This window comes from Veillonella parvula, from assembly GCF_032577575.1.
Classification (GTDB): Bacteria; Bacillota; Negativicutes; order Veillonellales; family Veillonellaceae; genus Veillonella.
In genome coordinates this window covers 247,830-262,213 of the sequence record NZ_JAWFVO010000001.1, presented here as the reverse complement: position 1 = coordinate 262,213, position 14,384 = coordinate 247,830, and the positions used below count along the sequence as shown (strand labels likewise).

At 37.5% G+C, this 14,384-nt stretch carries 12 protein-coding genes and 1 riboswitch; all 12 genes read right to left on the bottom strand.

Going from position 1 to position 14,384, the window contains the following annotated elements:
* Nucleotides 1-205: 205 nt before the first annotated feature.
* The 12 genes from rpe to E7K77_RS01185 all read right to left on the bottom strand — a co-directional run bounded on the left by rpe (nucleotide 206) and on the right by E7K77_RS01185 (nucleotide 14,356).
* Nucleotides 206-856, bottom strand: a complete 651-nt coding sequence (gene rpe, locus E7K77_RS01240; protein ID WP_101928244.1) for a ribulose-phosphate 3-epimerase — start codon at nucleotides 854-856, stop codon at nucleotides 206-208.
* A 1-nt stretch (nucleotide 857) separates the two neighbouring features.
* Nucleotides 858-1,721 (bottom strand): ribosome small subunit-dependent GTPase A, encoded by an 864-nt coding sequence (rsgA, locus tag E7K77_RS01235; RefSeq protein WP_012864314.1) that lies wholly within the window; start codon nucleotides 1,719-1,721, stop codon nucleotides 858-860.
* 8 nt (nucleotides 1,722-1,729) lie between these two features.
* The gene (gene pknB / locus E7K77_RS01230; RefSeq protein WP_042466902.1) at nucleotides 1,730-3,655 is read right to left on the bottom strand and encodes a Stk1 family PASTA domain-containing Ser/Thr kinase; all 1,926 of its coding nucleotides are present in this window, start codon (nucleotides 3,653-3,655) and stop codon (nucleotides 1,730-1,732) included.
* 27 nt (nucleotides 3,656-3,682) lie between these two features.
* On the bottom strand, nucleotides 3,683-4,384 hold the full coding sequence (locus E7K77_RS01225; RefSeq protein ID WP_325305926.1) for a Stp1/IreP family PP2C-type Ser/Thr phosphatase: 702 nt from the start codon (nucleotides 4,382-4,384) through the stop codon (nucleotides 3,683-3,685).
* A complete protein-coding gene (gene rlmN / locus E7K77_RS01220; RefSeq protein ID WP_287501404.1) occupies nucleotides 4,377-5,423 on the bottom strand; it encodes a 23S rRNA (adenine(2503)-C(2))-methyltransferase RlmN in 1,047 nt (348 codons plus the stop codon). Before rlmN ends, E7K77_RS01225 begins: the two co-directional genes overlap by 8 nt.
* An 18-nt stretch (nucleotides 5,424-5,441) precedes the next feature.
* On the bottom strand, nucleotides 5,442-6,797 hold the full coding sequence (rsmB, locus tag E7K77_RS01215; RefSeq protein ID WP_287501403.1) for a 16S rRNA (cytosine(967)-C(5))-methyltransferase RsmB: 1,356 nt from the start codon (nucleotides 6,795-6,797) through the stop codon (nucleotides 5,442-5,444).
* Nucleotides 6,778-7,572, bottom strand: coding sequence for a DUF116 domain-containing protein (locus E7K77_RS01210; RefSeq protein ID WP_004695673.1), 795 nt, complete (start codon nucleotides 7,570-7,572; stop codon nucleotides 6,778-6,780). The genes rsmB and E7K77_RS01210 overlap by 20 nt, the downstream gene beginning before the upstream one ends.
* Complete coding sequence (gene fmt, locus E7K77_RS01205) at nucleotides 7,556-8,566, bottom strand: methionyl-tRNA formyltransferase (RefSeq protein WP_012864310.1); 1,011 nt, start codon at nucleotides 8,564-8,566, stop codon at nucleotides 7,556-7,558. The genes E7K77_RS01210 and fmt overlap by 17 nt, the downstream gene beginning before the upstream one ends.
* A complete protein-coding gene (def, locus tag E7K77_RS01200; RefSeq protein WP_012864309.1) occupies nucleotides 8,559-9,047 on the bottom strand; it encodes a peptide deformylase in 489 nt (162 codons plus the stop codon). Before def ends, fmt begins: the two co-directional genes overlap by 8 nt.
* A gap of 13 nt (nucleotides 9,048-9,060) precedes the next feature.
* Complete coding sequence (priA, locus tag E7K77_RS01195) at nucleotides 9,061-11,244, bottom strand: replication restart helicase PriA (RefSeq protein ID WP_325305921.1); 2,184 nt, start codon at nucleotides 11,242-11,244, stop codon at nucleotides 9,061-9,063.
* Between the two features lie 62 nt (nucleotides 11,245-11,306).
* The gene (metK, locus tag E7K77_RS01190) at nucleotides 11,307-12,497 is read right to left on the bottom strand and encodes a methionine adenosyltransferase (RefSeq protein ID WP_004695665.1); all 1,191 of its coding nucleotides are present in this window, start codon (nucleotides 12,495-12,497) and stop codon (nucleotides 11,307-11,309) included.
* A 49-nt stretch (nucleotides 12,498-12,546) separates the two neighbouring features.
* Nucleotides 12,547-12,647, bottom strand: a riboswitch (SAM riboswitch).
* Between the two features lie 44 nt (nucleotides 12,648-12,691).
* A complete protein-coding gene (locus E7K77_RS01185; RefSeq protein WP_325305919.1) occupies nucleotides 12,692-14,356 on the bottom strand; it encodes a SulP family inorganic anion transporter in 1,665 nt (554 codons plus the stop codon).
* Nucleotides 14,357-14,384 lie beyond the last annotated feature (28 nt).

Here is a 14,384-nt window from a genome sequence, read left to right as displayed (position 1 = left end):
CCCAAAATTAGGCACAGTACCGAAGTCCACTGACGTGCATATTTTTCATACCTAATAATTCTAACAAAAAATCATGGCAAAAGCAAGCAAGGAGTGAGGAATTCTTTAAGTATTCCTCACTCCTTATTTTAAATACATTCTCTTTCTTATTGATGTACGATCTTATGTTCAAATTTGAATTATAGAATATTATGAAAATATTTATTTAATTATTACGAATGGATTCAATCATACTTGCACGATCTTCAGCACCAAATACTGCAGAACCAGCAACTAAAACTGTAGCCCCCGCTCTTTTAATCGGTACACAAGTAATATCGTTAATACCACCGTCTACCTCAATGACTGCCGTTGAATTGTCTACTTCTTCTAACAATATCTTAGCTTGTTTAACTTTTTTTATGGCATTCTTAATAAAAGATTGTCCTCCAAATCCTGGATTCACAGACATAATTAAAATCATATCTAAATCTGCAGCTACATCTTCTAGTAGAGATACAGGTGTACTAGGATTCAATGCTACACCAGCCTTCATCCCACACTGCTTGATATGTTGAATCAAACGATGCATATGAGGTACAGTTTCTTGATGAAAAGTAAAATATTCTACACCAATTTTTGCAAATTCTTCTACATAATCACCAGGATTAGTAACCATCAAATGCACATCAAATGGTAATTTTGTATATGGACGAATGGCTTTCACAATGGGAGCACCAAAGGTTAGATTAGGAACAAAGTGTCCATCCATGATGTCGATATGTAATAAATCAGCCCCCGCTGCTTCAATAGATTTTAATTCCTCGCTTAACACCGCAAAATTTGCGGAAAGCATAGATGGTGCAATTTTTATCATATTAAAACCTCTTTCGTTGACTTTCTATATCATTACGTATAGACATATAAGCATCATATCGTCCTTGATGAATATGACCAGCTTCTAGAGCAGCTTTAATCCCACAAATGGGTTCATGTTCATGATAGCAAGGACTAAATTTACAAGTATCAACATATTCACCAAATTCTGGGAATAATGTAGGCAATCTTTCAAGGGAAACATCATTAAATTCAATAGCACTAAATCCAGGTGTATCCATGATAAAAGAATCTGCATCTAAACTATATAAAGAAGCGTGACGAGTGGTGTGTTTGCCACGTTTAATCTTATCACTTACCTCCCCAGTCTGGAAGGCGAATTTTGGGTCTACTGCATTTAAAAGACTACTCTTACCAACACCAGATGGACCTGCAAAAGCTGTTACCTTATGTTGAAGCACATGACGTAAATCATCGATGCCTGTCATATTATATGTGGATGTCATCAAAACCTTATAACCAATTGATTTATAAAGATCAACCATAGTTTCCGTCTCTGAATCCATCAGGTCACATTTATTGATACATAGCACGATAGGTATATCCGCATGTTCAATCATAACGAGCATTTTATTAAGTAATAGCTCATTAATATCTGGTTCATGGGCAGCCACAACTAATACAACTTGGTCAATATTAGCTACTGCTGGACGTACCATCGAATTATGACGTCCATGGATGGATTCAACGAACCCATCCTCCGAAATCGTAACGCGGTCACCCACAAGTAAACTATAACGACCTTTCTTAAGTCTGCCACGAACCTTACATTCATGAATGGTGCCCGTATCATCTTGTACATAAAAGTACCCATTCATATTTTTGACAACAATGCCTGTAATCATAGTACCTCTTATAATGCAGTTTCTTGCACTAATGCACCATTGAGGTATACCTCAATACGTACATTACCTACACCAGACACTTTTCGAACAATACGATCTCCAGGTTTATTGGTATCATCATAAATTACTGCGGAACCTTCATCATCTTTTACGACAATTTTAAGTTCTTGATTTTTAGAACCAGCTGGTACAGTAACATCTATAGTACCAGTTGTTTTATTACCACTGTTTCCATCTTTTTTATCAGATTTCTTTTTATCATCTTTGAACTCAGTCGTAAGATTTAATGTGGAGCCTTCGTCAATTTCATCGCCAGCTTTAATGCTTTGCTCTATAACCACAGATTTTTCTTCCACAGATCCAGATACTTGGTTTACACCTAGTTGAATATTACTCAATGTATCACGAGCATCTTTTAATGTCATACCAACAAGATTAGGTACTTTGACTTTCTTAGCCTTCGCTTTATTTACAACGAGATCAATTGTTGTCCCTTTAGACACTTTAGAATCTCCGGAAGGACTCTGAGCAATGATTACACCATCTTTTTTACCATCTACAGATTGCTGTGTTATTTTCCCCACAACTAAACCTAAATCTTTAAGTCGTTGACGGGCTTGATCCACAGTTAAATCAGTTAAATCTGGCACCGTAATATCGCCTACACCTTTAGAAACCACAAGATGGATTGTTCGTTGCTCTTTAACCTTCTCTCCAGCTCCAGGAGTTTGAGAAATAACTTGACCAGCTGGCACATCTGGATTTGTGACTTCACTTGTAGACACACGCAAATGTTTATCTTCTAAGATATTTTTTGCTACAGAAACTTGTTTGCCTACCACATTAGGTACATCTACTGTTGTATTACTCCAGAAATTACCGTAGCTTAAGAAAGCACCTAAAAATGCTACTAAGAAAATGACAGCAGCACCTAGAACGATGTATTTTTGTGGAATCGATGCAATTTTACTTAACATACTCTTCTTTTTACCCTCTTCTTTTCGTTCTTCTTGAATCGTACTAAGATCTTCAAGTGCTTCAGGATCAACAGCAGGAATCATTTGTGTAGCAAAGTCATATGGTTCATGACGTTGTGTTTTGCCCATCGTAAAACCTTGAGATAATCGCAAATCACTGATCATATCAGAGATAGAATCAAATCGATCAGCAGGATTTTTAGATAATGCTTTCATAACAACAGCTTCTAAAAGCGGAGGAATTGATGGATTATATCGTGTTGGAGGTTCTACCTTCTCACGAACATGTTTTAATGCTACCGCAATTGGCGTTTCCCCTTCAAATGGTACACGACCTGTAAGCATTTCATACAATACGACACCCAGAGAATAGATATCTGTATTGCCGTCTACCGGTTTACCACTAGCTTGCTCTGGTGATAAATAGTGTGCTGAACCCAAAATCGAATTCGTATACATAACTGTGTTAGTTGCATTTATTGCACGAGCAATACCAAAGTCAGTTACTTTAACGCGCCCCGTATTGGTAATAATAACATTATGTGGCTTTATATCACAATGAACAATGCCCATTGTATGCGCGTGTTCTAAGCCTTCAGCTATGGCGATAGTAAATTTAACAGCCTCATCTATGGACAGTCTTCCATGACGAGTTATATATTTTTTTAAGGTTTCACCATCTACATATTCCATGACAATGTAATGTAGATTTTGATCAAAACCTACATCATACATATTTACAATATTTGGATGATTTAATTTACCTGCCGCTTGTGCTTCTCGTTTAAATCGAGTCACAAATTCGTCATCATTTGCAAAATTAGCATGCAATACTTTTATTGCTACTTGTCTACCTAGTAAGGTATCTTCTCCAAGGTATACATCAGCCATTCCACCAACGCCAATTTTATCAACAATTCGGTAGCGGTTATCTAGAAGTATACCTTTTATATTCATAGTACTCATTATTTCTCCATTTCTAGATTAGATTGTTCCCACCACAATGGTCACATTATCTCCTGCTCCGACTTCATATACAGCTTCCATCAATGATTCAATAACCAACATATCATCATCCGTTGATTGTAATGCAGAGGCAATTACATCATCGGATACATAGCCACTTAATCCATCAGTGCAAAGTAAAATACGATCACCGGGAAGAATAGATTCTACGCCACTATCAACCTCTAAGATTTCATCAACACCAACTGCGCGAGTTAATAAATTCCGTTGAGGGTGATTTAGCATTTCATCCTTTGTAATCTCTCCAGCTGTTAATAATTCTTGTACCATAGAATGATCCGTAGTAATTTGTCGTAAATGACCATCTCTATATACATACAAACGACTATCACCAACACTTGCCCAGTAAAGTTGATTACCATTTATAGCTGTAACTACAGCGGTAGTACCCATACCAGCAAGACGTTCTTCACAAGCAACGCGATTTACAATACGTTGATTAGCGTGAATAATAGCATCACATAAGTCTTGTTGAACTATCGTTTCAAGGGAGGACAAATATTCTTTTATTTCATCTACAGCATAGGTACTTGCAATTTCACCACCGCTATAACCACCCATGCCATCAGTAACAGCACAAATATGGCCATCAATGAAGAAACGGTCCTCGTTACGCTGGCGCACAAGCCCAATTTTACTTAAACCAACAAAATTATTCATGATTCTCCTTTTTCCGACCATGAGCAGCCTTTAACTGCCCACATGCGGCTTGGATTGCATCGCCCATTTCCTTTCGTACCGTTACTGATACACCATAGGAACTGACGATGTCTTTAAATGTATTCATATTCGTAATAGATGGTTTATATAATTCAATATGTTCATTGCCATTAACTGGGATCAAGTTAACATGACAATTTGGGAAATCTTTACAGATTTTCCCCAAAGCATGAGCCTCATCCATAGATGCATTTACAGAATCTATAAGAATATACTCAAAGGTAACACGACGCTGTGTCGTATTATAATAGTATTTTACCGCATCTAAGACTTCCGTCAATTCATAACGTGCCCCAACGGGCATAATACTACGACGAACTTCATTATTTGTAGCATGTAATGAAAGTGCTAAGGTTATTGGCAAACCTTCATCAGCTAATTTATAAATATTAGGAACCCAACCACAAGTGGAAATCGTCATCTTACGATAACTAATATTACAAATCATAGGATCATGTAGTAGTTGTAATGCTTGTAATACATTATCATAATTTTGTAACGGCTCCCCTGCGCCCATAACGACAACAGAACGTATTTCCTCTTTAGTAAGAGCCCCAAATATGACAACTTGTCCAATAATCTCAGCGACTGTTAAATCTCTGTATAAGCCACCTTGTGTAGAAGCACAGAATACACATCCCATAGCACACCCCACTTGAGAGGAAACACATACAGAATACCCATAGTGTTGCTCCATCAAAACTGCTTCCACACGACTTTGATCTGTCATCTCTACAAGAATTTTGCGAGTCTTTCCATCAGGGGCAATAGACTCTGTAATTAATGTAGGTAAAGAAATAACACAATTATCATTTAGCCATTGACGCAAGTCTTTCGGAAATTGTGTCATGTCTTCAAAATCAAAAATATATCTATGATAGATATAGTCAATTAACTGTTTCGCTCGAAACTTTTGTATATTATGGGTCTTAAAGATAGATTGTAATTCTTCTAAAGACTTACCCAATAATTCTATCATGGTGCTCCATTTCTTATATTATGATAAGCGTTTCATGCGAGCCATAAAGAAACCATCCATATGATCTCGCGGTGGATAGGTTGTAATCATACCATCTATAGCTTGTGGTGCCCCTTTATATGATACAGGATCGATGATAAAGTTCTTATGAATTGCCAAGAATTTATTTAGAACAGCTTCATTTTCACCACTATTCATAGTACATGTGGAATATACTAAATATCCATTAACCTTAACCATTTCAGAAGCTTTTTCTAATATTTCAAGCTGTAACGGCGGCAACTCAATAAGTAAAGACTCTATTTTACGCCAACGCATATCTAATTTCTTTTGTAATATACCTAGACCAGAACAAGGAGCATCAACTAAGACGCGATCAAATTGTTCTCTCCAATTATCAGGTAGATAACGACCATCTTGAAGCTTAGTAGAAATAATAGATACACCTAATCGCTCAGCATTTTGATTAATCAGTTCTAATTTATGGTCGTAAATATCACAACTCATAATAGCTCCTGTATTGTTCATAAGACTTGCCATATGCATAGACTTGCCACCTGGTGCAGCACAACAGTCTAAGATACGCTCTCCTGGTTGAGGATCCACCACATGGGCTACTAACATAGATGCTTTATCCATAAAAGTAATATGACCATCTAAAACAGGTTTGGCTTTTTCTAAATGACCTTGATGTCCATCAATATAAACTACTTCAGGAATATATGTATCCTGTTCTACAATCCAATCTAAATCTTCTAATTCTTTTAAACAATCCTCAATAGATACTTTCACTGTATTTATGCGAGCCGTCAAACGAGGTTGTTCATTAAACCAAGCACAAAGATCTACGGTCTTATCTTTTCCCATTTCTTTTATCCATAAGTTGACAAGCCATAATGGTTGATTGTAGATAAAGGAAATTTCTTCAGCTTCGGACTTAGCTAGTTCACCTATAGAAATGCTATCACTTTCACGTAAAACCGAACGTAAAACAGCATTTACAAAACCAGATAAACCTCTAGTTAGCTTTTTGGCGAGTTTAACAGATTCATTAACAGCCGCACTTTCAGGAACCTTATCCATATAGATAATTTGATAAATACCAAGTCTAAGAATTTCCACAACCATAGAAGATAGTTTCTTTAAGGGGCGCTTTGCAAAGAAAACAATAATAGCATCCAAGTAATTTTTTCTACGAATGACTCCATACACAAGTTCAGTAAAGAATCTTCGATCTAAATCGGATAGATGATATTTCTGTAAATACTCTTGCAACTTTATATTTGCATAAGCACCATTGCGATTAATTTCACTCAATGCTTTTACAGCGAGCAATCGAATATTTTGTTGTTGATTAGTCTTTACCTCTATCATTACTATTCCTACCAATCAATTGTTCTACTACTGCTCGAACACGTTCAGAATCGACTGTTGTATTACAACATGGCCCATTAGGACGTTCATTTAATACCCCAATAACTGGGATGGGAAATACATCAGCCATTCCACTTGCTAAATCTCGTTCGCAAGCTATTGCTACAATAGCTTTTGGGCGTGCTTCCTTTACCTTCATCCGCGCTAAGGTGCCTCCAGTGACAACTATAAATTGACAACCATAGTCCTTAGCCACTTGCAACAAATTACCAACCTGGCATCGCCCACACTGCTTACAATTATATACATCATGTGTAACCTTATGAACACACGAACTTTCTTGTAAACAGTGAGGAGTTAATAATAATATACGTTCTGGATCTACCGTATACATATCTAACATTACTAAATGATTGATTAAATCAATCATAGACTGGCGGAGTTGATCCTTAGTAACCCCTCTCACCTTACCAATCGCCAAAGTTAATGGAAATAATCCATAAATAAACTGATTGGCTAGTCTTAAAACAATAGGATGTAACCGTATAATACCTGTGCTAGCAACAATTAAAGATAAGCACAAAATCCATATAATAGCAATAAGTATAGATATAACTACACTACTTATAATTGATGCAAATGGATGCAATTGTAAAAGTCCTGGTTCTAATATATACATTAGAAAGGCTAGTACTGCTGTGAGCAAAGCACATGTAATAGTTGATAAAATCAAGTATAACGGATACGTTTCGTACTGCTTATATTGAGTCCCCAAAAACGATACCTTCCTTTATCTGATGTCCATTTATAAAATCAATTGCAGAAATGCGTTTTTTATTTTCTGGTTGGACTTCTGTTAATAGAATTATATTTCCATCACCACAAAATACACCTAAACCGGCTATTTTAGATACGATTGTACCAGGCACAGTTGTGGCTGATATAGCAATTGGTACATGTTTACCATGAACATCTATCAAACAGTGAGTCGTATCACTGGGAACCACTTCTCCAGACCATACTTTTAAACGTTTTCCATCGAGATATGTATAACATCCAGGTGCTGGATTAAGTCCTCTAATGAGGTTTGCAATTTCATTAGCCGGCTTAGACCAGTCGATCTGCCCCATTTCCTTTGTAATCTTAGTAGTATGTGTAGCCATTGTATCATCTTGTGGTGTAGCCACAATTTCTCCATTAACCCAACGAGTTAATACAGGTACTATAGTTTCACCCCCCAGTACAGCTATACGTTCAAATAACTGTCCTGTCGTTTCACCGGGTAAAATATCTGTCTCCACAATGTCGATGATATCACCTGTATCAAGTCCATCATCCATATGCATTATGGTAACACCCGTTTTAGAGTCTCCATTAAGAATTGCATAGTGAATTGGCGCAGCGCCTCTATAACTAGGTAAAATAGAGGCATGAACATTAATACAACCATATTGCGGCAATCGAATAAGCCAAGGAGGTAAAATTTTACCATACGCAATAACAATCACTACATCTGGTTGTAATGCTTCTAATTCGGCTCTCACTTGTTCATCACGCAAAGTGACTGGTTGATATACAGGCAAGTCATGCTCTAAAGCAGCTACTTTTACAGGGGGCATTTGAACTTGTTTACCACGCCCTTTTTGTTTATCAGGCTGGCAATACACACCGACAATAGAATGACCAGCTTGAATCAAAGCCTCTAAGGTAGGCACAGAAAAGTCTGGTGTCCCCATAAAAACGATGCGTAATTGTTTATTATCAGACAATTTCTTTCTCCTCTGGATGATCAGTAATTAATCGTAAGTTAGTTGCTTTTTCAATAAACAAATGACCTTCCAAGTGATCAATTTCATGTTGGAAAATACGCGCCAAAAAACCTTCAGCTTTTATAGTTACCTTCTTATTATGTGGATCAATACCTTTAACGGTGACTTTATTAAATCGTTCCACATCTCCGAAATATCCTGGCACACTTAAGCATCCTTCAGGTCCAACTTGAGAACCTTCAGCATGAGTGATTTCAGGGTTAATTAGCGCAATAAGACCACTACCAGATTGGTCATCTACAACGATAATACGTTTAGCTACAGCCACTTGAGGTGCTGCAAGACCAACTCCTTCAGTCTTATACATAGTTTCAGCCATATCATCGATAAGGACTCTAAGTTTTTTATTAACATGTTCTACAGGTTCCGCCACTTGTTTTAAAACGGGATGACCTGCTTTCACAACATCTAATACAGCCATTGATACTCCTACACTACACGGGATCCACGTCAATCAGCAGTCCTTCTTGCGTGAAAATCCATGAGTTATATATATATTCTTTCAAATTTGTTAAATCTGTACCGCGAATCATAATAGCTAAACGATACATATCGCGCACTTTTTTTATAGGCGCTTCATAAGGACCATTAATCAAAATATCCTGATTTCCTTTATAAGACTCCAAGTCATCGACAATACGATTTGCTATAGACTCTAATGTTTTCATATCTTGATGACGCACTACCATATGAATCATTTCGCGAAATGGAGGATATCCTAAAGCTTTACGATTTTTAATTTCTTCATTGTAAAAGCCTATATAATCATGAGCCTTACTCTTTATTATAGCATAATTTAAAGGATTATATGTTTGTATTACAACGCTACCCGGTTTTTCACCCCTACCGGCACGTCCAGAGGTTTGAGTAAGTAAATCAAAAGTTCGTTCTGAAGCTGTATAAACAGGAATATTCAAAACTGAATCGGCTGTTAAAATACCAACAGCTGTTACATCTTTAAAGTCATGACCTTTAGATACCATTTGTGTTCCCAACAAAATATCATATTTATGAGCCCCAAAGTCATGTAAAATATCTTCTGCTAATTGCTTTTTTTTTGTCACATCTTGATCAAGACGAGCAATGCGGGCCGATTTAAAGTGACGACGTAACTCTTCCTCTACCTTTTGTGTGCCTGAACCAAAAAACTTAATCCTCTTACTATTACATTTGGGACAAACAGTTGGAATTGGTTCATGATGTTCACAATAATGACAACGCAATTCTTCACCAGCTTGGTGATAAACCATAGCTACATCACAATGAGGACACATAATAGTTTCCCCACAATCCCGGCACATAACAAAAGTACTATAACCGCGTCTATTTAACAGAATAATCATTTGATTATGCTCATCCAATGTATGTTGAATTAAGCGACTCATGGCATCAGAAAAAACGGAGTAATTTCCATGAAGAATTTCTTCCTTCATATCTACTATAGTAACCTTCGGCATAGGTTGCTCAAAAATGCGATTTGGCAACTCTAGTAAATGATACTCCCCTTGCTTAGCTTTATAATACGAAGTAACAGATGGTGTAGCAGAACCTAAAATAACGGGACAACCATGTGCCTCAGCACGCCACAATGCCACGTTACGTGCATGATATCGAACCATATCCTCTTGTTTATAAGATGGATCATGTTCTTCATCGACCACAATAAGGCCGATATCCTCAGCTGGCGCAAATACGGCAGAACGAGCACCAATAATAATGTGACTATCCTTACGGCGCAAACGCTCCCAATTATTATTCCGTTGTTGTACCGTCAATTTACTATGAAATACTACGACTTCGTCACCAAAAGTTTCTACAAATCGTCTCACAATTTGATCAGTCAATATAATTTCAGGTACTAAAATAATAGCCGTCTTATCCTGACTAATACATTTTGCTGTAGCACGTAAATATAATTGAGTCTTACCACTACCAGTGACACCATGAAGTAAAAAGGTTTTATGTTCATGGCTATTCATTGCAGCTTGTATTGGTCCATATACAGCTTGTTGAGCTTCAGTAAGAGGAATATTAACTTCTTCTGTTAAAAGCTCATCAAATGTTGTTTTTGTGGCTTTAAAACGAGCTTCAACGACAATACCTTTAGCTTCACTCACTTGTTTAATGACCATACGAGAATAGCCTTTAGCTAGCAGTAATGCCTTAGATGCTCCGCCCACTTCAAGTAAGTATTTTGCTAATTCTCGTTGTTTCTTTTTCCGTTCACTAAATTGTGCCACCGAAAATTCTGGCATAACTACTAACCATTCTTCCTTTGGTGCCTCGTAAGATTTTAATGTCTTATTCACTGTAAACAATCGCAATGCATCGCCATAAGAGAATAAATAATACTCATTTAGACGACGGGCCGTATCCATCATTTCCGGTGTAAACCAAGGTTCACTATCTAATACTTGCACAATATTTCGTAAAGTGAACTCTGGCGGCTCAACTAACTCGTCGTAACCAATAAGAATGCCTTCTTCACGACTATGTCCTAAAGGAATGAGTACGCGCGTACCAGGTAAAACATTACCAAACTTTTCAGGCATTAAATAGCTCAAAGGTTTATGAAGTTGTTTGGCTGGTCTGTTAATTATAACTTGTGCTACGCGCATACATTATTTCCTTTCGTTTATTATAAAAGGTCTCAGTAGAAATTCTACCAAGACCTTTTGTATTATAAGCCAGCTTCTTCTTTTAGAATTTGTGCTTTATCTGTACGTTCCCAAGGTAAATCCACATCAGTTCTACCAAAGTGACCATACGCTGCAGTTTTGCGATAATGAGGCTTTAACAAATCAAGCATTTCAATGATTCCTGCTGGACGAAGGTCGAAATGTTTTTTAACAAGCTCTTGAATTTTTGTTTCCTCTATGCGACCTGTACCAAAAGTATCAACTAAAATAGATACAGGATGAGCAACCCCAATTGCATAAGCAACTTGCACTTCACATTTATCAGCAAGACCTGCTGCTACAACATTTTTAGCTACATAACGCGCTGCGTATGCTGCAGAACGGTCCACCTTAGATGGATCCTTACCAGAAAATGCACCGCCACCATGACGGGCCATACCACCGTATGTATCTACAATAATTTTACGGCCAGTTAAACCAGCATCTCCATGAGGTCCTCCAATTACGAAACGACCAGTTGGATTGATGAAGTATTTAGTATTTTCATCAACGAATTCAGCAGGCAACGCTGCGTCAATTACATAACGCTTCAAATCGGCTTTAATTTGTTCTTGGGTAACTTCAGGGCTATGTTGCGTAGAAATAACAATTGTATCAATGCGCTTAGGTTTACCATCAACATATTCTACAGTAACTTGAGTCTTACCGTCTGGACGTAAGTAAGTTAAGGTCCCATCCTTACGAACTTCTGTAAGTCGACGAGATAAACGATGTGCCAAGGAAATTGGCAAAGGCATGAGTTCAGGTGTTTCATTAGATGCATAGCCAAACATCATACCTTGGTCACCAGCACCGATTTTATCAAGCACTTCACCATTGCCATCTTTTGATTCAAGTGCTTCATCAACACCCATGGCGATATCCGCAGATTGTTCATCGATGGATACAAGTACACCACAAGTATCACAATCAAAACCAAATTTTGCACGAGTATAACCAATTTCACGAATTGTATCACGTACGATGCGAGGAATATCTACATATGTGTGAGTAGAAATTTCACCTACTACATGAACTAAACCAGTAGTAACTAAAGTTTCACAAGCCACACGAGCAGTTGGATCCTTTTCAATAATCGCATCCAAAACAGCATCAGAAATTTGGTCAGCTATTTTATCTGGATGGCCTTCAGTAACAGATTCAGAAGTAAAAAACATATGTTTTTCAGCCATTTTATCCTCCTAATACGAAAAAAAGTCTCTCATGCACTCATGAGAGACCCTCCCATCTAACGACATTTGTCATAGGAATTAGCACCTTTTCCGCTTGGAATGGTTGCTGTAGCTTCACAGGGCCTATCCCTCCACTACTCTTGATGAGTTACAGAAATATTATAGTGTATTTACAGTGAGAAAGCAAGTCATTATTATACCTCTCTTGCCTCTTTTAAAGCTAAATCATGTTCAGCCTTATGAAGGGCACTTTCAAACTGACGATACATATGATGACGGCCCAGAATATCCAAGAAATTAGATTTATACATCTCTCTACGTATATCGTAACTCACATCACTAAGCAAAACTTCTATGCCTCTTTTTTGAAGTTCTTCAATAATACCTCGTAAAATACGTAAACCCGTTAAATCTACAAATGGTACTTTTACAAAACGAATGATTAAATATTTAGGATCTTTATGTATAGAGTTTAACGCTCTATCAAATGCACTTATAGCACCAAAGAATAATGGGCCTTCTACAGTGTATACCATTATTTCTGGATGGATTGTAATCTCATGCCTAATCTGTGCTGATAATTCGGCACTACTTGCTTCATGCACATCAATTGTATTAACCATTTTGCGCATAAACTGCAACACTGCAAGTACTACACCTACATTTACAGCTACTACTAAATCCGTAAAAATAGTCAGGAAAAAGGTAAGCAATAATATTATTTGATCTGGACGAGGTGCGAGAATAAGCATTCGTATAAAACGTGGTACATCACTCATATTGTAGGCTACTACAAATAATATGGCTGCCATAGATGCCAACGGAATATACACTGCATATGGGGCTAAAAATAAAAGAATGGCACCTAATGTAATGGCATGAACAATACCTGCCACCGGAGAATTACCACCTTGACGAATATTTGTAGCAGTTCGCGCAATAGCACCGGTTGATGCAATTCCACCAAACAATGGCGCAAATATATTAGCTAATCCTTGTCCAAATAATTCAGTATTAGATTCATGCTTGGTGCCACTCATACCATCAGCAACAACTGCAGACAATAAGGATTCAATAGCGCCTAGCATGGCAATTGTAAAAGCCGGCCCGATTAAGGATAAGATTTTATCAAAACTCAATTTTGGTACAGAAAATTCTGGCAAACCTTGAGGTATGCCACCAAATGCACTACCAATGGTTAAAACCGTAGGAAATTGGTAGATGGCTTGAATAACCGTAGCAACAATCATAGCTACAATGGGAGCTGGAACTTTATTAATATGTGGGATTCTAGGTAAAACTAACAGTAGACTTAAGCTTAAGATCGCAATCCCCAATGTAGGTAAGTCAGAGTATGGTAAGGACTGAATCATAGCCCATAATTTTTCATGGAAATGAGCCATATAAGGCAACGGTGGAAATCCAAAGAAATATGGCCATTGCCCCACCCAAATTGTAACACCAATACCCGCTGTAAAACCCATAATAACAGGTGTGGGTATAAACCGAATGACTGTCCCTAACTTTGCAACACTCATTAAAACCAGAATAACTCCTGCCATCATGGTCGCAATTTGTAAACCTTCAAAGCCATAATTGACAACGATACTGCTCAATAGAACGATAAATGCCCCTGTAGGGCCCGCAATCTGAACAGGGGAGCCACCAAACAAGGATACAAATATACCTGCAATGATTGCCGTATAAATGCCCGCCTGCGGTGTAACTCCACTAGCAATAGCAAAGGCCATTGCTAAAGGCAGAGCCACAACCCCTACGACCAATCCGGCGATAATATTATTACTCCATTTTCCTTTTCCTAATGAGCCGTCTAAATATGCTTTTTGTATAGCAAACATGTAAGAAAAACACACCCTTTTTAAAACA